The 20,210-nt window shown below is 68.8% G+C and carries 25 protein-coding genes; 12 read left to right on the top strand and 13 right to left on the bottom strand.

What is annotated here, in order from left to right; translation table 11 throughout:
• Position 1: 1 nt before the first annotated feature.
• Positions 2–427, bottom strand: coding sequence for a DUF1203 domain-containing protein (locus VF106_RS15625; protein WP_330840420.1), 426 nt, complete (start codon positions 425–427; stop codon positions 2–4).
• A 117-nt stretch (positions 428–544) separates the two neighbouring features.
• On the opposite strand from VF106_RS15625, the gene VF106_RS15630 reads away from it, so the two are divergent.
• The 5 genes from VF106_RS15630 (at position 545) to VF106_RS15650 (ending at position 4,478) form a co-directional block, all read left to right on the top strand.
• Positions 545–997: a universal stress protein gene (locus VF106_RS15630; RefSeq protein WP_330840421.1), complete on the top strand. Its 453-nt coding sequence runs from the start codon at positions 545–547 to the stop codon at positions 995–997.
• On the top strand, positions 994–2,073 hold the full coding sequence (locus tag VF106_RS15635) for an adenylate/guanylate cyclase domain-containing protein (RefSeq protein WP_330840422.1): 1,080 nt from the start codon (positions 994–996) through the stop codon (positions 2,071–2,073). The genes VF106_RS15630 and VF106_RS15635 overlap by 4 nt, the downstream gene beginning before the upstream one ends.
• Before the next feature lie 66 nt (positions 2,074–2,139).
• Positions 2,140–2,874 (top strand): alpha/beta fold hydrolase, encoded by a 735-nt coding sequence (locus VF106_RS15640; protein ID WP_330840423.1) that lies wholly within the window; start codon positions 2,140–2,142, stop codon positions 2,872–2,874.
• 10 nt (positions 2,875–2,884) lie between these two features.
• Positions 2,885–3,418 carry a GNAT family N-acetyltransferase gene (locus VF106_RS15645; RefSeq protein WP_330840424.1) on the top strand — a complete coding sequence of 178 codons (534 nt, stop codon included), beginning with the start codon at positions 2,885–2,887 and terminating at the stop codon, positions 3,416–3,418.
• A gap of 4 nt (positions 3,419–3,422) precedes the next feature.
• Positions 3,423–4,478 (top strand): histidinol-phosphate transaminase, encoded by a 1,056-nt coding sequence (locus VF106_RS15650; RefSeq protein WP_330840425.1) that lies wholly within the window; start codon positions 3,423–3,425, stop codon positions 4,476–4,478.
• 19 nt (positions 4,479–4,497) lie between these two features.
• On the opposite strand, the gene VF106_RS15655 is transcribed toward VF106_RS15650, so the two are convergent.
• Together VF106_RS15655 and VF106_RS15660 are read right to left on the bottom strand one after the other, a co-directional pair.
• Positions 4,498–4,764 carry a hypothetical protein gene (locus tag VF106_RS15655; protein ID WP_330840426.1) on the bottom strand — a complete coding sequence of 89 codons (267 nt, stop codon included), beginning with the start codon at positions 4,762–4,764 and terminating at the stop codon, positions 4,498–4,500.
• A 91-nt stretch (positions 4,765–4,855) separates the two neighbouring features.
• Positions 4,856–5,164: an Rv1322 family protein gene (locus tag VF106_RS15660; RefSeq protein WP_330840427.1), complete on the bottom strand. Its 309-nt coding sequence runs from the start codon at positions 5,162–5,164 to the stop codon at positions 4,856–4,858.
• Between the two features lie 35 nt (positions 5,165–5,199).
• On the opposite strand from VF106_RS15660, the gene VF106_RS15665 reads away from it, so the two are divergent.
• A complete protein-coding gene (locus tag VF106_RS15665; protein ID WP_330840428.1) occupies positions 5,200–5,409 on the top strand; it encodes an FmdB family zinc ribbon protein in 210 nt (69 codons plus the stop codon).
• On the opposite strand, the gene VF106_RS15670 is transcribed toward VF106_RS15665, so the two are convergent.
• Together VF106_RS15670 and VF106_RS15675 are read right to left on the bottom strand one after the other, a co-directional pair.
• A complete protein-coding gene (locus tag VF106_RS15670; RefSeq protein WP_330840429.1) occupies positions 5,406–7,175 on the bottom strand; it encodes a 3-hydroxyacyl-CoA dehydrogenase family protein in 1,770 nt (589 codons plus the stop codon). The two genes, VF106_RS15665 and VF106_RS15670, sit on opposite strands and share 4 nt — an antisense overlap.
• 239 nt (positions 7,176–7,414) lie before the next feature.
• Entirely contained in the window at positions 7,415–8,404 is a 990-nt protein-coding gene (locus VF106_RS15675) for a DUF3558 family protein (RefSeq protein ID WP_330840431.1), read from the bottom strand.
• Positions 8,405–8,752: 348 nt separating this feature from the next.
• Here VF106_RS15675 and VF106_RS15680 point away from each other — a divergent pair, with 348 nt between their 5' ends.
• From VF106_RS15680 to VF106_RS15695, 4 genes are all read left to right on the top strand, one after another.
• Positions 8,753–9,970, top strand: a complete 1,218-nt coding sequence (locus VF106_RS15680) for a helix-turn-helix domain-containing protein (protein WP_330840432.1) — start codon at positions 8,753–8,755, stop codon at positions 9,968–9,970.
• Positions 9,971–10,043: 73 nt separating this feature from the next.
• Positions 10,044–10,316, top strand: a complete 273-nt coding sequence (locus tag VF106_RS15685; protein WP_330840433.1) for a hypothetical protein — start codon at positions 10,044–10,046, stop codon at positions 10,314–10,316.
• Positions 10,313–10,645: a hypothetical protein gene (locus VF106_RS15690; protein ID WP_330840434.1), complete on the top strand. Its 333-nt coding sequence runs from the start codon at positions 10,313–10,315 to the stop codon at positions 10,643–10,645. The genes VF106_RS15685 and VF106_RS15690 overlap by 4 nt, the downstream gene beginning before the upstream one ends.
• Before the next feature lie 847 nt (positions 10,646–11,492).
• On the top strand, positions 11,493–11,705 hold the full coding sequence (locus VF106_RS15695) for a hypothetical protein (RefSeq protein WP_330840435.1): 213 nt from the start codon (positions 11,493–11,495) through the stop codon (positions 11,703–11,705).
• Between the two features lie 314 nt (positions 11,706–12,019).
• On the opposite strand, the gene VF106_RS15700 is transcribed toward VF106_RS15695, so the two are convergent.
• From VF106_RS15700 to VF106_RS15715, 4 genes are all read right to left on the bottom strand, one after another.
• Positions 12,020–12,337 (bottom strand): hypothetical protein, encoded by a 318-nt coding sequence (locus VF106_RS15700; protein WP_330840436.1) that lies wholly within the window; start codon positions 12,335–12,337, stop codon positions 12,020–12,022.
• Between the two features lie 333 nt (positions 12,338–12,670).
• On the bottom strand, positions 12,671–13,330 hold the full coding sequence (gene nucS, locus VF106_RS15705) for an endonuclease NucS (RefSeq protein WP_330840437.1): 660 nt from the start codon (positions 13,328–13,330) through the stop codon (positions 12,671–12,673).
• 10 nt (positions 13,331–13,340) lie between these two features.
• Positions 13,341–13,982, bottom strand: a complete 642-nt coding sequence (locus VF106_RS15710) for a response regulator (RefSeq protein WP_330840438.1) — start codon at positions 13,980–13,982, stop codon at positions 13,341–13,343.
• A 1-nt stretch (position 13,983) separates the two neighbouring features.
• Positions 13,984–15,171: a sensor histidine kinase gene (locus VF106_RS15715; RefSeq protein WP_330840439.1), complete on the bottom strand. Its 1,188-nt coding sequence runs from the start codon at positions 15,169–15,171 to the stop codon at positions 13,984–13,986.
• 126 nt (positions 15,172–15,297) lie between these two features.
• Between VF106_RS15715 and VF106_RS15720 the strand changes: the two genes are divergently transcribed.
• Positions 15,298–15,504, top strand: coding sequence for a hypothetical protein (locus VF106_RS15720; protein ID WP_330840440.1), 207 nt, complete (start codon positions 15,298–15,300; stop codon positions 15,502–15,504).
• A 14-nt stretch (positions 15,505–15,518) separates the two neighbouring features.
• A complete protein-coding gene (locus VF106_RS15725) occupies positions 15,519–16,709 on the top strand; it encodes an MFS transporter (protein ID WP_330840441.1) in 1,191 nt (396 codons plus the stop codon).
• A gap of 582 nt (positions 16,710–17,291) precedes the next feature.
• On the opposite strand, the gene VF106_RS15730 is transcribed toward VF106_RS15725, so the two are convergent.
• Genes VF106_RS15730 through ehuC form a run of 4 tightly spaced genes read right to left on the bottom strand, consistent with a single transcriptional unit; the run spans position 17,292 to position 20,199 of the window.
• Positions 17,292–18,056, bottom strand: coding sequence for an enoyl-CoA hydratase-related protein (locus VF106_RS15730; RefSeq protein ID WP_330840442.1), 765 nt, complete (start codon positions 18,054–18,056; stop codon positions 17,292–17,294).
• Positions 18,057–18,071: 15 nt separating this feature from the next.
• Positions 18,072–18,854 carry an ectoine/hydroxyectoine ABC transporter ATP-binding protein EhuA gene (gene ehuA / locus VF106_RS15735; protein ID WP_330840443.1) on the bottom strand — a complete coding sequence of 261 codons (783 nt, stop codon included), beginning with the start codon at positions 18,852–18,854 and terminating at the stop codon, positions 18,072–18,074.
• The gene (ehuD, locus tag VF106_RS15740; RefSeq protein ID WP_330840444.1) at positions 18,851–19,510 is read right to left on the bottom strand and encodes an ectoine/hydroxyectoine ABC transporter permease subunit EhuD; all 660 of its coding nucleotides are present in this window, start codon (positions 19,508–19,510) and stop codon (positions 18,851–18,853) included. The genes ehuA and ehuD overlap by 4 nt, the downstream gene beginning before the upstream one ends.
• Complete coding sequence (gene ehuC / locus VF106_RS15745; RefSeq protein WP_330840445.1) at positions 19,510–20,199, bottom strand: ectoine/hydroxyectoine ABC transporter permease subunit EhuC; 690 nt, start codon at positions 20,197–20,199, stop codon at positions 19,510–19,512. The genes ehuD and ehuC overlap by 1 nt, the downstream gene beginning before the upstream one ends.
• Between the last annotated feature and the right edge of the window lie 11 nt (positions 20,200–20,210).

The raw sequence follows: 20,210 nt of genomic DNA on the forward strand, positions 1-20,210 counted from the left end.
GTTACCGGCGGGTCAGGCGGAACATGTAGCAGCCGTAGGCCAGGTTGCGGCTGTGGACCTCCACCACGTCCGGGTGGGACAGCACCGCCGCGATCGCCGCTTCCGGGTCCGTGCCGTCGTGCACGTGGGTTGACGGGTGGATCCAGCCTCGGGTGTCGTACGCGCGCAGGGCCTGCGGCCGGCCGCGCCAGTCGGCCGGGTACGACGTCACCGACTCCGGGCCGGCGCAGGGCGACGCGTGCGTGAACACCGCGCCCTTCTCCTGGTACGGGCTCTCCGCCGGCAGCGACGGCTCGTAGTTGAACAGCACCAGCGACTCCCCCGCCTCGGCGTCACGCAGGCAGCAGCGCAGCGGCTCGCCGCCGGAGGCGGTCATCGCGACACCGTCGCCGAACAGGGTCAGTGGGTGGATCACGTAGTCGGTCATGCCTCAAGCCTCGACCAACACCGACCAGGGGTCTGGCGGGAAAACGACATCGCGTAGCCGTGCGAAGACGACCATCCACACGGTAGGTTTACTCACGAGTAGCTAACGGGAGGACACATGACGGCTTACCAGACCGTGGTCGTCGGCACGGACGGCTCCGACTCGTCCTACCTCGCGGTGGACCGGGCGGCCCAGATCGCCGCGGACACCGACGCCACGCTCGTCATCGCCTGCGCCTACCACCCGCCCCGCCCTGAGGACGTCAGCCGAGCCGTCGACGAGCTGGGCGCGGACGTCGCCTACCAGGTCGTTGGCTCGACGCCGGCCGAGGAATCCGTCCGCACGGCGGCCGAACGCGCCCGCAAGCACGGCGCCACGAAGATCGACACGGTGGTCGTGGACGGCGAGCCGGTCCCCACGCTCACGAGGGTCGTCGAGGAGCGCGGCGCGGACCTCCTGGTCGTCGGCAACCGGGGCCTCAACACGCTGGCCGGCCGCATCCTCGGCTCGGTCCCGTCGGAAGCCGCCCGCAAGTCGAAGGTCGACGTCCTCATCGTGCACACAACGTGAGAGAGGAAGCCATCGAGCGCATTCTGCTCGGCGGCGCCAGGCAGTACACCCGGACCGAGGTCGCCGAGCTGTCCGGCGTGCCGGAGGAACGCGCCAGCGCACTGTGGCGGGCGCTCGGTTTTTCCACCCAGGACGACGACGCGGCCGTGTTCACCGACGGCGACGTCCACGCGCTGCGCCTGACCGACCAGCTGATCCAGAGCGGCATCCTCGACCCGTCGCTCGCCACCTCGACCGCCCGCATGATCGGCCAGCACATGTCGCGCCTCGCCGAGTCGCAGGTGCACATGCTGCGGGACGTGCTGGCCGCCAACCCCGAGCTCGGCGCGGACGAACGCCAGCTCACGCGCCTCATCGAGCGCCTCGTGCCCGACCTGGAGGCGCTGCAGGACTACGTGTGGCGCCGGCACGTCGCCGCGCACTCCGTCCGCCTGCTCACCGCCCCGGACGAGGACCTCGACGAGCGGCCCCAGGTCGTCGGGTTCGCCGACATGGTCGGGTTCACCGCGCTGACCCGCCGCGCGACCGAGGCGGAGCTGGTGAGCGTCGTCGAGGCGTTCGACTCGCTCGCCGCCGAGGTCGTCGCCGAGAACCACGGCCGGATCGTGAAGATGCTCGGCGACGAGGTGCTGTTCGTCGCCGACTCGCCGGTCGACGGCGCCGAGATCGCGTTGACGCTGATCAGCCGCGCCGACCAGGAGGATGGCGTGCCGTCCCTGCGTGCGGGTCTCGCGTACGGGCGGGTGTTGAGCCGTTTCGGCGACGTGTACGGCTCGGTGGTCAACATCGCGAGCCGCCTCACCTCGGTCGCCCGCCCCGGCACGGTGCTCGCCGACCTGGAGCTGTCCGCCGCTCTCCAGGACACGCCCGGATACGGGCTGCGCCCGCTCCGGCCGGTGTCGGTCCGCGGCTACCCCCGGCTGCGGTCGGCTGCGCTGCGCCGTGCCGGCCTCGAGTCCTCCTCGGAGACGCTCGCCGACTTCACCGCCGAACTGCTCGGGCTGGCCAGGAACGAACCACGCATCCCGCTCGAACCGGACGACGAGAACAGGAAGATCCGGCGACGCAGACGCTGAGCACCGCAAGCACTGCTGAACCGCTGGTTCACTCCACAAAGTCCGTTCAGATGCTTGGATGGAAGCATGCGTTTCCCCGGCACCCCGCTCGTGCTGCTCCATGCTTTTCCACTGGACCACCGGATGTGGGACGGGGTGCGAGCCGGCATCACGAAGCACGTCGAGCTGATCACCCCCGACCAGCGTGGCTTCGGCGGCACACCGCTCGGCTCCGACGAACCCGACCTGAGCACGGTCGCCGCCGACGTCATCAAGCGGTTGGACGGCCGCCGCGTCCTGCTCGGCGGCTGCTCGATGGGCAGCTACGTGGCCATGGCCGTCCTGCGGGCGGCGCCAGAACTCGTCGCCGGTCTGGTGCTGGTGTCGGGCCGCGCGAGTGCGGACACCGAAGCCGCCCGCGCCAACCGGCACGCCGTGGCGACCAGGATCGATGCCGAGGGGCCCGGTTTCGTCGCGGACGCCATGCTGCCCGCACTGCTCGGCGCCGAGACCCACGAGCGCAGGCCGGAGGTCGTGGCCGGGGTGCGCACGCTGGTGTCCGAACAGGACGGTGCGGCCATCGCGTGGGCACAGCGCGCCATGGCCGCCCGACCCGACTCGGCCGAGCTGCTGGCGGCCGCGGACGTGCCGACGCTGGTCGTGCGTGGTGAGCAGGACACGCTCATCCCGGCCGAGGAGGCGGAGGCGCTCGCCACGCTGATGCCGAAGGCCGAGGTCGTGGTCCTGGCCGGCACGGGTCACCTGCCACCGCTGGAGGCACCGGAGGAGTTCACGGCGGCGGTGACCCGTTGGCTCGAATGAGCATCGAGAAGTGAGCCAGCTCGCGGAGGGCGCCAGACCCGAACGGATCACGACCGAACGGCTGGTGCTGCGAAAGATCGTCCCCGAGGACGTCGACGCGATGGTGGCACTGCACGCGGACCCCGACGCCGTGCGGCACCGGCCGGAAGGGCTGCGTGGCGCCGAGCATTCCACGCGGCTGTTCTCCGCGTGGCTGGACCACTGGAACGAGTTCGGCTTCGGCTACTGGGCGCTCGAACTGGTCGGCACGAAGGAACTCGTCGGGTTCGGTGGCCTGCAGATGGCGTCCGACGACTGGGCCGGCACCTACCTCAACGTGTTCTACCGCCTGTTCCCCGAGTTCTGGGGCCGCGGCTACGCACCGGAGATGGTCGTGGCCGCGGTCGAGTGGGGCAGGCGCGTGTACCCGCATCTGCCGATCTTCATCATCACGCCGACGGTGAACGTCTCCGCCCGCCGGGTCGCGGAGAAGGTCGGGTTCATCCAGGTGCGTGAAGCCTTCTTCCAGGGAGCCGTGAATTGCTTCTTCCGTAGCCCGGGATGACATGATGGCTGCCATGCCTGTCACGGTCAGAACCGACCTCGCGTCGCTTCCCGACTACATCGCCGGCCGGAAGGTGCCCGGCGCGGTCATCCTGTCCAGCAACGAGCTGTCCGGGCCGCCGCCGTCAGCCGTGCTCGCCGCCATCGCCGAGGCCGCGGCCGACATCAACCGCTACCCCGCGATGGGGTGCGACGACCTGCTGGACCGCACGGCCGAGCACTTCGGCCTCGACCGGCCGCGGCTCGCGGTCGGCTGCGGATCGGTGAGCCTGTGCCAGCAGGTGGTGCAGGCGCTGTGCGCCGAGGGTGACGAGGTCGTGTTCGGCTGGCGGTCGTTCGAGGCGTACCCGATCGTCACGCAGATCGCGACGGCCGTCGGCGTGAAGGTGCCCAACACCGGCCATGCGCTGGACCTCGACGGCATGCTGGCGGCCGTCACCGACCGCACCAGGGTGATGTTCGTGGCCAATCCGAACAACCCGACGGGGACCGCGCTGCGCACGGCCGAACTGACCTCGTTCCTGGACCGCGTCCCGGAGAACGTGCTGGTCGTGCTCGACGAGGCGTACCGGGAGTTCGTGACCGACCCGGACGTGCCGGACGGGTTCTCGTTCCTCGACCGGCAGAACGTGGCCGTGCTGCGGACGTTCTCGAAGGCGTACGCGCTGGCCGGCATCCGCCTGGGTTACCTGGTCGCGGATCCCGCGATCGCGGCCGGGATACGCAAGGTGGGCATCCCGTTCTCGGTGAACAAGATCGCGCAGGCGGCGGGCATGGCCGCGATGTCGGCGCAGGCCGAGCTGATGGCGCGGTGCCGGGAGGTAACCGAGGAGCGTCCCAGGGTGCGCGCGGCACTGCTGGAGCTGGGCTACGAGGTGCCCGAGACGCAGGCGAACTTCGTGTGGCTCCCGCTGGGTGAGCGCACGGCCGCGTTCAACGAGCACTGCATGGACCAGAAGGTGATCGTGCGTGCGTTCGCGGGCGAGGGTGCCCGCGCGACGATCGGCCTGCCTGCGGAGAACGACGCGTTCCTCGCGGCGGCCAGCACCTTCCCTCGGTGACGGGTGGCGACCTGGCCATTCAGGCCGCCACCAGCTCGCCCCTCAGCTGATCGACGAACCGTTGCCGGGCGGCGGCGACCTTGCGCCAGTGTGCGATCCGGTCCAGTTCCGTGGACGCGCGGGCCAGCACCTCGGCGGCGTGCGCGGCGGACTCGACCTCGTTGGCGGCGGCGTCGAGGTCACCGGTCTCGATGAGGGCGTATGCACGCCGCATCTCGGTCTGGGCGGTGGCGTAGATGGCGTAGGCGGTCATGCTGTCCGCGAGGGCGCCGAGTGGGTGCGACATTGGTGGCTCCTGGTGGTCTGTCCTGTTGGTTACACAGACACGTCGTAGGAGCCAGGGTCGGTTCGACACCTTTCAGGAAGTTTTCTCAACGTTATTTTCTTGGGTCGTTCTGCTGGCGACGGCGGGTGGGCCGACGGTGAGCACGTGCCTGCCAGCAGCCCTGGTGCCAGTGCCGGCGGTCCGCGACCGAGCCGAGCTCGTCTGCGGGCCAGACGACGATGTGCGCGGTGCCCGGGCGGATCTCGTGGTCGCAGCCGGGGCAGCGGTAGGTCTTGGTCGTGTGCGTGGCGCTGACGTTGCGTACCAGCCACTCGCCGTCGTGGGCGGACTCGCTCCGCTGCCAGCCTGCGGTGCCGAGCTCGCGGGGCGGCTCGCGGCGGTCACGGTTACGACGAGGCACGAGACGCCAGGTTAGTGGCAGTGCACAATTGACGTGTGCCGACGTACGAGTACCGCTGCAAGGAGTGCGCGACCACCTTCGAGGTGCGTCGCTCGATGAGTGAGTCATCGGCCCCGGCGTCCTGCCCGGAGGGCCATGACGACACCGTCAAGCTGCTGTCGATGGTCGCGCTGAGCAGGGGTGGCGACGGAGCCAGCGCCCCGACGGGCGGCGGCTGCTGCGGCGGCGCCTGTGGCTGTGGCTAGTAGTCCCTGAACCCCTTGCCGGTCTTGCGTCCGAGCCGGCCGGCCGTGACGAGGTGCTCCAGCAGCGGCGCCGGCGCGAACCCGGCGTCGCGGAACTCGTAGTAGAGCGTGCGCTCAATGGCGAGCGACACGTCGAGCCCGACCACGTCCAGCAGCTCGAACGGGCCCATCGGCAGGCCGCAGCCGACCTTCATCGCGGTGTCGATGGCGTCGGCGTCCGCGTAGTGGGCCTCGAGCATCTTCACCGCGTCGTTCAGGTACGGGAAGAGCAGCGCGTTGACGATGAACCCGGCGCGGTCGGCGCAGTGGACGGGGTGCTTGCCGACCGTGCGGCACAGCGCACCGGCCGTGGCGACCACGTCCTCGGCGGTCGAGATGGTGTGCACGACCTCGACGAGCTTCATGATGGGCGCGGGGTTGAAGAAGTGCAGGCCCACGACGTCCGCCAGCCGCGAGGTCGCCGCAGCGCACTCGATCACGGGCAGTGATGACGTTGTCGTGGCGAGGATGGCGCCGGGCTTGACGGCCTTGTCGAGGGCGCCGAACACCTCCCGCTTGACGGCCAGTTCCTCGGCGACGGCCTCGATGACGAGGTCGCAGTCGGCCAGCTCGTCGAACTCGGTGACCCCGCGGATCCGGCCGGTCGTGGCGTCCCTGTCCTCTTCGGACAATCTACCCTTGGTCACCTGCCGGTCGAGGGACTTCCGCACCTTGCCGAGTGCGGCCTCGGCCTTGTCGGCGGTCCGTGCCCTGAGCACGACGTCGAAGCCCTTCCTGGCGAGGACCTCGGCGATCCCGGTGGCCATGGTGCCGGTGCCGACGACGCCGACCTTGCGCACTTCCCTTGTGGGACTGGTGGTCGCCGGCTCCGGAGTGTCCATATCGGACACTATGACGGGCGAGTCGAGCCCGGCGTAGGTGTAGAACCCGCGCCCGGACTTCCGCCCGAGCAGCCCGGCCGTGATCATCTGCTTGAGGATCGGCGCCGGCGCGTGCAGACGGTTGCGCGACTGGCGGTACATCGTCTCGAGGATCTCGTAGGCGGTGTCGAGCCCGATGAGGTCAAGCAGTGCCAACGGCCCCATGGGATAGCCGCAGCCGAAACGCATCGCGGCGTCGAGGTCCTCGCGGGTGGCGTAGCGGGACTCGTACATCGAGACGGCGTGGTTGAGGTAGCCGAAGAGCAGGGCGTTCGCGATGAACCCGGCCCGGTCCCCGATGACGACCGGTTCCTTGCCGAGTTGGCGGGCGAACGCCTCGACGTCGGCGACGACGTCCGGCTCGGTGACCACGGTCCGGACGATCTCGACGAGCTTCAGCACGGGCGCGGGGTTGAAGAAGTGCAGCCCGACGACCTTGCCGGGGCGTCCGGTGTGGACACCGATCTCGGTGACGGACAGGGAGGAGGTGTTGGAGGCGAGGATGACGTCGGGCCGGCAGACCTGCTCCAGCTCGGTGAACACGCTGGCCTTGAGCTCGAGGCTCTCGGGAATGGCCTCGACGACGAGGTCGACCTCGGCCAGGTCCTTGAGGTCCGTGGTGAAACTGACCCGCTGGAGCAGCGCCTCCCGCTCGGCGGCGTCGAGCTTCCCGCCCGCCACGGCCCGCCCGGTGGAGTGCTCGATGTGCTCCCGAGCGCGCGTGATGCACTGCTCGTCGACCTCGACACCGATGACCCTCAGCCCGGTCCTGGCCACGACCTCGGCGATCCCGGCCCCCATGGTCCCGAGACCGACAACCCCGACGCATTGGAACTCACGTGCCACGATGCACCTCCGCAGTCCGCCAGACAGGCAAGCCGGACACTACCCGCCAGTAACAAGCCGAGCAGCCTTCCCGTGGCCCACCTCACGAACCCGCGCGAGTCCAACCGCACAGACCCGCGTGTCCAACCGAAGCGACCGGCGAGTTCAACAAACCGGCTGACCGCTCAGTAAGCGGTTCTGTTGAACTCAGGGGTCCAGATTGTTGGACACGCGGGTCTGGTGTGTTGGACTCGCGGCTTCTAGGGCTTGGGGAGGGCTGGGACCAGGAGTTTTGCGATTTCTATCGCGGTCGCGCAGCCGTTGTCGCCGGCCGGCGGGGACGAGTTGTCGAAGTCGACCTCGATGATCTCGTCGTCGCCGTCGCTGCCGGTCGAGCGGTGACGCCACTCAAGGCGGCAGGACGCGCCGCTGTCGGTCTCCGCGGTCTGGTACACCGTGAGGCCGTTGCCCAGGTCGACCGGCTGCCCCGGGTCGACGGTGTCGTCCTTCGGGTCGTAGCCCGTGCGGAACCAGACGCCGGCCGCGACGGTCTCGCCGATCCAGTTGCACCAGTGCAGCGTGTACGGCGCCATCTCGGTCTCGGCGCCGCCGATCGCGGTCTTCAGCGCCGCCGCGTCCAGCAGCGAGCACGGGTCGACACTCGCGATCGAGCCGGTCTTCTCCTCGCGCGTCGGCGGATCCTCACGGATGAGGTCCACGACGCCGGTGAGGACGGTCCGGCCGGTGCCGCACAGGTCGTCACCCTCGCCGCCCACCTGCACGCGGAGGCCGATGTTCGGGTTCGTCGAGGTGATGGCGTTGACGAAGCACGCGCTGCCGTCGTCGAGCTCGCTGTCCAACGCCGGCAGACCACCGATGTTCTCGTCCGCACCCTCCGCGCCGTTGATCGTCTCACCGACGTACAACGTGACGCTGAGGTCCTTGCCGTCCTTGTCCTTCATGTAGTTCGAGCAGTCGCCGAAGTCCTCGGTCTCACTGTCGGCCGGCGTGCCGACCGCGGCCAGGATGTCGTCGGTGAGCAGACCGCACGGCTCGAGCTTGCGCAGCTTGTCGTTGGAGAACGCGGGGTCGTTGGTCTTCGGTGTGCCGGTGGCGCCGGTCCGGTCGCCACCCTCGCCGGCAGGCACCGTGCTACGCGGAAAGGTCTGCTTCGCGGTGTCGACGGTCTCCCCACACCCACCCAGCAAGCCGACGACGAACACGGTCAGTAGAACAACGGAACCCCTCACGGGATGCACAGTACGGGATCACGTGTGCGAACCGGCCCGGACGGGCGAGGAGTCAGAACAGGCGGAACCGACACCTGGAGACGATGCCGCCTACCGCACGTGGTGGAACTCGGCGAGCGCCCAGCGGCGCGCGGACCGGACGCAGGCGCACCAACGCTGCCAGGACCGGCATCAACTGCCGGGCGGAAAGTGGGACTGGGCCAACATGATCTACGTCGGACACAGGTGATCACCCGATCGAGGACCGTCGTCGCGAGGTAGCCTGAGTGGGTACCTCTTCGCGGAGGAACGCCCCCGGTTTGGCCGCCGGGTGCACGCGAAGAGGTCATCCGCGAAGAGGTGCCTGCGATGGACGTTGAACACGCCCAGATTGGTCCGCGCGTACGCGAGATCCGCAACTGGCGCGGGATGAACCTGAGCGCCACAGCGGGCCTAGCCGGCCTGTCCGTGTCCTACCTGTCCATGATCGAACGCGGGCAGCGCCCCGTAACTCGCCACGCCATTCTCGAAGCCCTCGCTCTCGCTCTGCGAGTGTCGCCTGAGGAGCTGACCGGACAGCCGTACATGCCGGCCGACCCATTGTCCAATGAGGCACACGCTGGCATCGCCGCAATCGAGGCCGCGCTCGACGCATACGACCTCAGCACCGACCCGGGTGTGTCACCGCGGCCGTGGCCGGAACTGGGACAGGCTGTGCAGGACCTCAACGAGGTACTGCGTGCAGACGCTGACTATGCCGCACTCGGCGGCGTCATCCCTGGCCTGCTCGCCGAGTTACACGCGACCTACGTCCGTGAACCCGACCACCGGCGTGACGTGCTTGTGGGACTGGTCTACACCTACCGTGCGGCGGCGGGTGTCACGAAGTGCTTGGGCGTACGCGGGCTGCCTCTGGTCGCCGCCCGGCTGGCGCAGACCTGCGCCGAGGAGCTGGAATCTCCCGAGTGGCTTGGATTCGGCTCGTTCGTCCGCGGCTACGCTGCCGGCAGCCTCGATCGTCCACATCAGTACAACCTCGCTGTACGCACGATCGACATGCTGCAGCCTGCCCTCGACGACGCCAGCGTGGTCCAGGCCGCCGGTGCACTGCACCTGAACGCCGCGCTGGTCAAGGCGGCCCAGGGCGAGGCCGACCGGGCGAGCGACCACGTTGCCGAGGCGACCGAACTGGCCAACCGGCTTCCCGAGCACACCGACAACTTCGGCTGGCTTCACTTCTCCGCCGAGGCCGCGGGCATCTGGCGCGTCAGCCTCGGCGCCGAGTTGGGCGAAGGCGCCAAGGTCGCCGAGTACGCGCGGACCGTGCGACCTGAGGCTATCGAGGGCAGGGCTCGCCGGGCCGCATTCCTCAAGGACATCGGGTGTGCCCTGGTGACGGAGAAGCGGATGTGGGAGAAGGGCGTGCAGACCCTGTCCGAAGCGGAACGCACCGCGCCGCAACTCATTCGGAACAACCCGTTCGTCCGTGATGTGGTGTCCGCCCAGTTGCGACGTGCACGCCGCGATGCTGGTGGTCGGGAACTGCGTGGGTTGGCCTGGCGCATGGGCATTGCCCCAACAGGGTGAACAAGTCTGCGGTTTCACAAGCTGTGAAAATCTAATCCTCTGCTCGACTTAGCGTCACCTCCACCTGCTGGAGGTGACAAAGAACTTGGACAGTGGTCAACAACCACAGCACGCGGGCGGAGCGCCCCGCGAGGAGTGGAAGGTTCGCGTCCTCGACGCTGTCACCGACGAGCCCCGCGAGCTGATCATCGCCGTTTCCGATACACGGGTGGTCGTCGTGACTCCGCCCGGCGCCGGGTACGTCGTACCACCGCAGTCGATCGGGACGTACCGCGATGCACTGCGGGCCGCGGACAACGTCGCCGAACGCCGGAAGCGTGGCTACCGGACGGAACAGCCACCATGAGCCTGTTCTGGTGGTGGCTCGTCTCGCTGGTGCTGGTTGTTGTGCCGCCGGTGGTGGTCGTGATGCACGTGGTGATGCCGGCGTACAAGCGCGAGGGCCTCGGGTGGGTGCCGTGGTTCCTGAGTGCGGTGTTCGTGCTGGCGGTATCGGGCCGGCTGCCGATTCCTCGGGTGGCGTGCAGCATCAGCGTGCCGCCGGAGTGTGTGGAGATAGCTGCCGGCGCTGAGCGCGCCGGTCACGAACGTCGGCCCCGGACAGCAGGGGTCGACAGCCGAACGCGATCCCCGGCTCGGTCAGGGGTCGGCAGGTTGAGACACCGGTCGTGGTGAGCGGTGGCTCCCGGACCCATTCCTCGGCGGGCGCGGCGCACCCCCAGGTCCTGACCGCGCCCGCCGGGACACAAGGCGGTGATCACCGATGACCAACGGCGCGCAGCCGACAACCATCTCCGTCCCGTGTCCTCGGTGCATGGGGACCGGTAATGCCCTGCGGGAGTCTCAGTCGGCGCCGGCCGTCCTGGTGCCGTGCTCGAGGTGCGACGGTCGGCCGGGCTGCAAGGTTGATGTGTCGTGGCGGACGTCGAGCCGGGACAACAAGAGGCACTGCCTGTATGTCCGCCGCGATTTCGGGGAGGGGATCTGCGGGCACTGTGTGCCGCTCGGCGTCCTGCACGACCGCCCGACGCAGAAGACCTGCACGGACTGCGCGGAAGGGCTTGAAGCGTTGTTGGAGCTGTCCGCAGCTGGCCAGCCTTGGCGGCTGTTGGGCTAGGGCCGAGGCCTTGGCGCGCCTCTGGAACGGTTCGCGCGTTCCACCTTGGACGCGTGCTCCCTCGACCCGAACCCGGCGGGCGCGGACGAATCCCCCGACCCGCGTCCGCCGGCTGTTCGCTTGATCCCCTGCAACATCCACGTCGGAGGCGACCGCAACCTCAGTAACCGGAACCGGAACCGGACCTGGTGGGAGCCAAAGGACGAGCCCATACTCCGCGACAGCACCGATGCCCTCCTCCTCAGAACCAAGACGACAACGGTGACGTCACCGACCGCTAGCCGTGACCTCTGCCGGCAGATACCCGTCCGGCATGGAGGTGGTGGTCGTGAAGCTGGCCGACAAGGTGCGGTACGCGCCCCGCAGGGGCCGATACTCGACGTCGACGAGCAGGACCGGCGATGCGTGCAGCTGGCTGACGACCGGATCGCGCTGAACATCGAAGGTGTGAACCGACTGCTGGCCGCGGAGGGTGGCGCGGCGATCGTTCTGTTGCCCGGTGATGTGATCGAACTGGACAGCGCCGGGGAGTACCGATACCGGTTCGTTGAGCACGACCGGTGGCGGCGAGAAGTGGGAATCTACGAGCGGATCCAGCAGGCCCTCGTCGAGGACTAGGACGTCCGCGCCGCGACAACCAGTACCAGCGCGAGTGGACCGCGGCGGCCTCCGCAGTCGGCGGTGAAGACCGACTGGGTCGCCTACGCCAGCAACCATCCCGACGTGAGGCGGTGTCTGTCCCCGAGTGGACGCGGAGGCGCTGACCAAGCAGCTCGTCGAGCTGTACGCCGATTAGGTGTTTCAGATGGGCGGCGCCGGCCGTTCTCGCGGCGATGTTCGGCTTCGCTCTAGTTCTCGTCGACGCGTTGGCGAGTGACTGGTGGTGAGCGTGTCGGCGATGGCGACGCCCACCACCAGGTTCGCTCGACGTCTCACAGATCTTTCAGGATGGTCCATTGGTCGATGATCCTGCTGGGAGGAACCATGTAGGCGTCACCTGCGTCGTTGGTCTTGGCGCACTCGTCACCCTTGAAGAACCAGTAGCCGTCCGTGTGGTGCACGGCATCCAGATCGCTCGCGAACGGGGTGTCTCGTAGGACGGGCCACTCGTCGGTGATCTGCGCTGGGCCCGCGGTGACTTGGTTTCCCGCACTGTTCGTCCGGACGCACAGGTCGCCTTTGAAGATCCAGAATTCGGACTTACTGTTGACGGTGATGGCGTTGAGGTCACTGTGCCAGAAGTACGACATGGTCTACGCATCCTCTCCTTTGGGAATCGACCGACGGACCTGGGGGCACCTGATGGTCCGCGACAACCACTCTCGGGTAGCGCACCTCCCGGGGCGACCCCAACGCCCGGTGAAATGGGAGACCTGGCTGGTTGGAGCGGCCTGACCTCAAGGAAATTCACTCATTGGAGTGAGTGACGATTCGCCTATCGAGTCCACTAAGGACGCTACAGGTCGCCCGCTGACCAACAGCATCGTTGACGCATCGCGCCGCCCGGCGCCGGCGACCTTCGGTCCCGGCCGCAGTGCGCGGTCACGGCTAGGCAAGGACGAGGAGCTGACCTGCGATGACACTCAGAACAGGCGGAACTCGTCCGACTCGATGCCGCGCAGTGCGTCGTAGTCGAGGGTCACGCAGCGGATGCCGCGGTCCTCGGCGAGCGTGCGGGCCTGTGGCTTGATCAGCTGCGCGGCGAACACACCCTGCACCGGCGCCAGCAGCGGGTCCCGGTTCAGCAGCTCCAGGTAGCGGGTCAGCTGCTCGACCCCGTCGATCTCGCCGCGCCGCTTGATCTCCACCGCGACAGTCGCGCCGATGCCGTCCCGGCACAGGATGTCCACGGGGCCGATCGCGGTCATGTACTCCCGCCGGATCAGCGAGTAGCCGTCACCCAGTGTGGTGATGTGTTCGGCCAGCAGCTCCTGCAGGTGAGCCTCCACCCCGTCCTTGACCAGGCCCGGCTCGGCGCCGAGCTCGTGCGCGGAATCGTGGAGGACCTCCTCAAGCGTGATGACCAGCTTCTCCCCCGCCTTGTTCGCCACCGTCCACACGCCTGGCTCCTCGGTCAGCCAGCACGGCGGGCTCATCCAGTTCAGCGGCTTGTACGCGCGGTCGTCGGAGTGGACGGACAGGGAACCGTCGGCCTTGACGAGCAGCAGCCTGGTGGCCATGGGCAGATGGGCGGTGAGCCGGCCGGCGTAGTCGACCTGGCAGCGGGCGATCACTAGACGCACACGGAGCAGGCTAACGGACCAACCCGGCATCCTTCGCGAGCACCGCCGCCTGAACCCTCGAACGCAGGTCGAGCTTGGTGAGGACCCGTGAGACGTGCGTCTTGACCGTCGCCTCGCCGACGCCGAGGCGGCGCGCGATCTGCTGGTTGGACAACCCTTCCCCCAGACACACGAGCACGTCCCGTTCGCGCTGGGTGAGGTCGTCGAGCCCGGGAGGGGCCACCGGGGTGGGCGCGGAAGCGAACGCCGCCATCAGCCGGCGCGTCACGCTGGGTTCGATCACCCCGTCACCGGCCGCGACCAGCCGGACCGACTCGACGAGCCTGGTCGCGTCGACCGACTTCAGCAGGAAGCCCGCCGCGCCGGCCCGCATGGCGCCGTACACGTACTCGTCCATGTCGAACGTCGTCAGCACGATCACCTGCGCGGTGCCCGCCTCGATCACCTGCCGCGTCGCCTCCAGCCCGTCGGTGCCTGGCATGCGGACGTCCATCAGCACCACGTCCGGTCGGAGCGCCGCCGCCTTGCGCACCGCGGCCGCGCCGTCCGCCGCCTCCGCGACCACCTCGACGTCCGGCGCGCCGTCGAGGATCATCGTCAGCCCCGCCCGGATCGCCGCGTGGTCGTCCGCGACGAGCACCCTGATGGTCAAGTCATGTCCCTTCCGCGGGCAGTTCCGCCCGCACCCGCCACATCCGCTCGTGCGGACCGGCCACCAGCATCCCGCCGACCGCCTGCGCCCGCTCTCGCATGTTCAGCAGGCCCCGCCCGACCCCACCCTCCACAAAGGAATCGGTGCGCTCGTTGACCACCTCGACCACGAGCGTGGACTCGCGTCGCCCCACCGTCACCGACGCCCGCGCGCCCGGCGCGTGCTTGACGGCGTTCGTCAGCGCCTCCTGCACGATCCGGTACGCGGAGAGGTCGACGGCCACGGGCAGTTCGGCGTCGACGTTCGTGTCCGCGTCGACGACGAGGCCGGCCGCTCGCGCGGACTCCAGCAGCTGCGCGATGTCCCGCAACCGCGCCGGCGCCGTGTGCTCCACAGCGGACTCGTCCGACGAGCGCAGCAGGTGGATCATCGCACGCATCTCGGTCAGCGACTGGACACTGTTCTCCCGCACCGACTTCAGCACCCGGCGCATGGCCACCGGGTCACCGTCCACCATGGACAGAACAGCCTCGGACTGGATCGCGATCGCGGACAGGTGCCCGGCGATGACGTCGTGCAGGTCACGCGCCATCCGGGCCCGCTCGGCCTGGACCGCGGCGTCCCGGTCCAGCTCGGCGATCCTGGCGAGCTGGTCGGCCCTGGCCCGTTCCGCCGCCGCGGCCTCGCGGTGGTGGCGCACGTTCATCCCCCACCACACCGGGATCAGCGGCAGGCTGCACACCTGGAGGATCCCGGTCACGACGTCCCGCAGGCCGTGCGCGGTCATGATCGACAGGACCACCAGCACGAGCACGACCGCGCCGGATCCCCACACCACGAGCTGGTTGGTGCGCCGCGAACCGAAGACCGTGGCGGCGAACAGGAGGTCGGTGACCACGAGGAGGGTCGCGAGCGTCACGCCGAAGGTGAGCTCGACACCGCCGACCACCAGCGCGATGGTCAGCGCGACACCTGGTGCGCGCTGGCGCAGCAGTTCCGCGCCGCACAGGACCGCGAGCGTGCAGAGCCGGAGCGGACTGGTCGGCGGCAACAGGTCACCGCCGAGGTCCACGAGCACCGGCACGCCGGCGGCGAGGATCACCGTGCCGATCCCGAACAGCAGCACGGCCTGCATCACCGGTACGCGGGGCCCGGCCCACGCGAACAACCGCTCGAGCCACGCGTTCACGGGCCCATCACAGCACATCACGGCCGGTGCGCGGATCAGTCGAAGTGATGACCCCGAACTGCCTCGGCCGACCGACGACAGGCGGGCGCTCGACCGGCACCGTGGGCTTGAGGAAAGGGGTTTCCTATGAAGTGGCTCACAGAGCTGATCGGTATCGTGCTGTGCATTCAGGGGTTCGGCGGCGGTCTCTCCGCCATTCTGGACGGTGGACGCAGCTGGTTTCTCGTGCGGCACGTGCTGCCGGAAGGCGCGCAGATCCCTGTCGCGGCGGTCATCGCGCTGCTCGGCGTCATGATCCTCGTTGCACAGGCCCGCAAGCAGGAGAACGCGTAAGTACTGTTTCGTGTGTGGACAACCGCCTGCGACGTGCCCGAGTAGCCACCCACACGGTCTTCGCCCTCAACGGGTTCGTCGTGGGCATGTGGGTCGTCCACATCCCGGCCATCGAGCAGCGGGCCGGCATCAGCCACGCGACGTTGGGCCTGCTCCTGTTGTTGCTCGGCGGCGGCGCGTTCCTCGGCATGCAGGTCGCCGGCCCGCTCGCCGACCGTTTCGGTGCGCGCGTCGTGGTCCCGGTGAGCGCGCTGCTGTGCACGACCGCGCTGATCCTGCCGGGCCTCGCGACCAGCGGGTTCGCGCTCGCCGCGGCACTGTTGTCGCTGGGCTTCTGCAACGGCGCGCTCGACGTCAGCATGAACGCGCACGCCGTGGAGGTGGAGCACGCCTACGGGCGCCCGATCATGTCCGCGTTCCACGGCATGTGGTCGATCGGCGGGTTCCTCGCCGCACTCGCGGGCGCCCGGACGCTGAGCTGGGGCTGGGCACCCGCGACGACGTTCGCGGTGGCCACGGCCGTCACCCTCGTGGCCGCGGCCGCCGCCACCCCAGCCCTGCTGCGCCGCGAGCCCCGCCCGGCCACGGCCGGCCCCCGTCCGAAACGCGGAAAGACACCGGGCCGAATCTGGGCGATGGCCATCGTCGCGCTGCTGTTGATGCTGGCCGAGGGCGTCGCGAACGACTGGAGCGTGCTGCACCTCAGCTCGGTCCTCGACGCCCCGGAATCCACCGCCGCACTCGCGTACGGCTTCTTCGCCGCCGCGATGACCATCGGCCGGCTACTCACCGACCGGGTGGTCGCCCGCTTCGGCCAGGTCGCGGTCGTCCGCTACGGCTCGGCCATCGCGGCCGCCGGCCTGCTGGTCACGTCACTCACCCCGTCGATCCCGGTCGCGATCGCCGGCTGGACGGTCTTCGGCATAGGCCTGTCCGGCACCGTCCCACAACTGTTCGGCGCCGCGGGACACTTCGACCGGGAGAACTCGGGGGCCAACGTGTCCCGCGTGGCCGGCATCGGCTACCTGGGCATGCTCGCCGGCCCAGCAATGATCGGCCCGATGACCAACCTGATGCCGCTGAACCTCACGTTCCTGCTGATCGTGGGCTACTGCCTGGTAGCCGTGGCCGCGGCGGGCATCCTCCGCCCAGCGGCCGCGCAGGAAGCACCGTCCGCCGAACCCCAGGAAACCGCGGCCCCCTGACAGCGCAGCACGAGTGTCCCATTCGCTCGGACTGGCCACCGAAAGTTGTCCACAGGCCCTTGCGACCTGGGGTTTTGTCTGTGTCGGTTGGTACGATGGCCTCGGGGTGGCCCCCCGGGTATGGGTGGGGGATGCCTACGCAACCATCTGTGTTGGCGTTGATCATGAAACCGCTCGGGCGATGTCGGGGCGTTGATCCCGTGTGGTGGTTTCGCGGTTGTGCGGGCGCCGAAAGTGGACGGTTCGAGCAGGTGGCCGTGCGAAGGAGCGTCCTTCATAACGCCCACGGCGAGGAAGGCTCACACCGCGCCGCCCTCGGCCAGGCCGGTTCGCGGATGTCCTGAAGGGCACCCTCGGGACGGTCAGCGTCCTCAAAGGCGCCTTCGAGACATCACCACCCTGCGGGCCGCGCAACCATCTGTGTTGGCGTTGATCATGAAACGGCTCGCGCGGCTTTGGGGCGTTGCACCCGCATCGAGATGATTCGTGAGGCGGGCTGAGCACGCAAGTAGGCGCGCGCCCCGCGAAACGGGATCGGGTGAGGGCCGCGCAGGCGGCCAGCTCGGGACGCCGAATGCCGCCTCAGTCCGGCCACACCGGGTGACGCTTCTCCAAAAAGGCAGCCATCCCCTCCCGAGCGCCGGGAAGCTGCGACGCCGAGGCCATGACCTCCAGCGCGATCGCGTAGGCGTCGGCCTCGGGTCGGTCGAGCTGTGCGTAGATCGTCTGCTTGCCCAGGGCTTTGCTGGCCCGGCTGCCGCGGGTGGCCTTCGCGAGCAGGTCGTCGACGGCCGCGTCCAGTTCCTCGTCCGGCACGACCCGGTTGATCAGGCCCCACTCGAGCGCGGTCGGCGCGTCGATCACGTCGCCGGTCAGCACCATCTCCATCAGCCGCTTGCGGCCGATGGACCTGGCCACCGGCACGGCCGGTGTGTGGCAGAACCAGCCACCCTTGCCACCGGGCAGCGCGAACCCCGCCGATTCGGCCGCCACCGCCAGGTCGCAGGACGCCACGAGCTGGCAGCCCGCGGCGGTCGCGAGCCCGTGCACCCGCGCGACCACGACCTGTGGCACCGACTGTATGGTCCTCATCAGCCGGGTGCAGAGCTGCAGCAGCTCGCGCACACCGGTGAGATCCCGCGCGGCGACGTCGCCGAAGTCGTGCCCGGCGGAGAACACCGGGCCCTCCCCCGCCAGCACGATGCCGGTCGCGGCCGAGTCACCCGCTTCCTCGAACGCGGCCAGCAATTCGGAGAGGTGTTCGAAAGACAGCGAGTTCCGCCGGGCGGGCCGGTTCATCGTGATCCGGACCGTCTCGCCGTCTTCCTTGACGAGGATGTGCGCCATACCCCGAAGGTACGCTCAAGCCTCGTCGATCACCGAGCGCAGGAACGCTTTCGTGCGATCCTCCCTCGGGTTGCCGAAGATCTGGTCCGGGGTGCCGTCCTCGAGGATCTGCCCCTCGCAGAACATGAGCACCCGGTGCGAGACGTCCCGCGCGAACTTCATCGCGTGTGTCACGCACAGCATCGTGACGTCGCTGGTCTTCGCGATGTCCCGCAGCAGGTCCAGCACATCGGCCGCGACCTCCGGGTCGAGCGCGGAGGTCACCTCGTCGAGCAGCAGCACGTCCGGGTCGACGGCGAGCGCCCTCGCGATCGCCACCCGCTGCTGCTGCCCACCGGACAGCTGTGACGGGTGCGCGTCCTCCTTGCCAGACAGGCCAACGAGGTCCAGCAGTTCCCGCGCCCGCGCCACGGCCTCGTCCTTTGACTTGCCCTGCACCAGCATCGGCGCCTCGGTGACGTTACGCAGCACCGTCATGTTCGGAAACAGGTTGAACTGCTGGAACACCATGGTGATCCGGCTGCGGACCTGGCGGATGTGCGCGTCGCTCGCCGGCACGAGGTCACCGTTCCGCTTCTCGTGGAACAGGTAGTCGTCGCCGACCGACACCGTGCCGGAGTCCGGGCGCAGCAACGTCATGAGAAGGCGCAGGATCGTGGTCTTGCCGGACCCGCTGGGGCCGATCAGGGTGACCCGCTCACCGCCCGCCACCGAGAACGACAGGTCGTCGAGCACCCTGTTGCCGCCGAAGCTCTTGCACACCTTGTCGAACGTGATCAGGTCGGCCGCGGCCGTCATTGGTAAACCCTTCCGTAGCGCCGTTCGACCACCCTGCCGAAGAAGGACAGGACGAACGCGGTGACCAGGTATGCGAGCCCGGCCATGGTGATTGCCTCGAAGGTGCGGAACGTCTGCGCTGACAGCTCACGCGCCTGGAAGAACGGCTCCGCCACGGTGATCGCCACCAGCTGCGGCACGTCCTTGAACAGCGCGACCAGATAGTTGCTCAACGCGGGGATCGAGCGGGGAACGGCCTGCGGCAGGATCACCCGGGTCCACGTGTGCCGCCGGGAAAGGTTGAGCGCGGTCGCCGCCTCCCACTGTCCAGGTGGGACGGACTCGATGCCGGCCCGGTACACCTCGGACACGTACGTCGCGTAGTGCAGGCCGAGCCCGATCACGCCGGCCGCGAGCGGCGAGAGCGTGACGCCGATCTCCGGAAGCACGTAGAAGAGGAAGAACAACTGCACGAGCAACGGTGTGCTGCGGATGAACTCGATGACGAACGCGAACGGCACCCGCACCCAGACGATCGTGCTGCGCCGCAACAGTGTGAACACGAACCCGAGCACGAGCGCGACGAAGAACCCGAGGACCGTGGCCTCGAGTGCCGTGAGGACACCCTCGCCCAGTTGGGGCAGGAAGTCGCGAACGATGGACCAGTTCCAGTCCATTAGGCCGTCACCTCCCGCCTGCGCAACCAAAGCCCACGGGCGGGTTTCCTACCGACCGAGGCCGAGGCCCTGCGCTCCACGAACCGCATGAGAATCGTGAACAGCACGGCGATCACGCCGTAGCCGATGAGAAGTCCACCGAGGACGGCAGCGGACCGGCCGGTGCCGGCACGGATCAGCTGCCCCGAGAACGTCAGCTCGGGAATGGCCACCACGGACACCACCGCCGTGGCCTTCAGTAGCTCGATGAGGTTGTTGGAGAACGGCGGGATCATCGCGACGAGCGCCTGCGGGATCACCACACGCCGGTTTCGTTGCGCGGCCGTGAAGTTGAGCGCGGTCGCCGCCTCCAACTGTCCTGTTGGGACGGCGCGGATCGCTCCACGAACGACCTCCGCCGAGTACGCGCCGATGTTCAGCCCGACCGCGAGCATGCCGGCCCACCATGGCTCCAGCTGCCAGCCGAGCTGCGGCAGGGCGTAGATGAACCAGAACGCGAGCACCAACACCGGCGCCCCGCGAAAGAACTCGACGAAGACGAAACCAATGGTGCGCAATGGTTTTGAGTCGCTGCTGCGGGCGAGCCCGGCCGCGAACCCGCACACGAGCGCGAGCACGGCACCGCCGAGCGCGATGACGACGGTGAACCAGGCGCCGTCGAGGAGGAGCCCCAACTGCTGACTGGACAAGGCTTTCCTCC

The sequence above is a fragment of the Actinophytocola sp. genome, assembly GCF_036378875.1.
Lineage (GTDB): Bacteria > Actinomycetota > Actinomycetes > Mycobacteriales > Pseudonocardiaceae > Actinophytocola.

Excerpts from the sequence above, each read along its gene's own strand:
- VF106_RS15625 (WP_330840420.1), bottom strand. The coding sequence starts at position 427 with ATGACCGACTACGTGATCCACCCACTGACCCTGTTCGGCGACGGTGTC.
- VF106_RS15630 (WP_330840421.1), top strand. The coding sequence starts at position 545 with ATGACGGCTTACCAGACCGTGGTCGTCGGCACGGACGGCTCCGACTCG.
- VF106_RS15640 (WP_330840423.1), top strand. The coding sequence starts at position 2,140 with ATGCGTTTCCCCGGCACCCCGCTCGTGCTGCTCCATGCTTTTCCACTG.
- VF106_RS15650 (WP_330840425.1), top strand. The coding sequence starts at position 3,423 with ATGGCTGCCATGCCTGTCACGGTCAGAACCGACCTCGCGTCGCTTCCC.
- VF106_RS15655 (WP_330840426.1), bottom strand. The coding sequence starts at position 4,764 with ATGTCGCACCCACTCGGCGCCCTCGCGGACAGCATGACCGCCTACGCC.
- VF106_RS15680 (WP_330840432.1), top strand. The coding sequence starts at position 8,753 with ATGGACGTTGAACACGCCCAGATTGGTCCGCGCGTACGCGAGATCCGC.
- VF106_RS15690 (WP_330840434.1), top strand. The coding sequence starts at position 10,313 with ATGAGCCTGTTCTGGTGGTGGCTCGTCTCGCTGGTGCTGGTTGTTGTG.
- VF106_RS15700 (WP_330840436.1), bottom strand. The coding sequence starts at position 12,337 with ATGTCGTACTTCTGGCACAGTGACCTCAACGCCATCACCGTCAACAGT.
- VF106_RS15720 (WP_330840440.1), top strand. The coding sequence starts at position 15,298 with ATGAAGTGGCTCACAGAGCTGATCGGTATCGTGCTGTGCATTCAGGGG.
- VF106_RS15730 (WP_330840442.1), bottom strand. The coding sequence starts at position 18,056 with ATGGCGCACATCCTCGTCAAGGAAGACGGCGAGACGGTCCGGATCACG.
- ehuA (WP_330840443.1), bottom strand. The coding sequence starts at position 18,854 with ATGACGGCCGCGGCCGACCTGATCACGTTCGACAAGGTGTGCAAGAGC.
- ehuD (WP_330840444.1), bottom strand. The coding sequence starts at position 19,510 with ATGGACTGGAACTGGTCCATCGTTCGCGACTTCCTGCCCCAACTGGGC.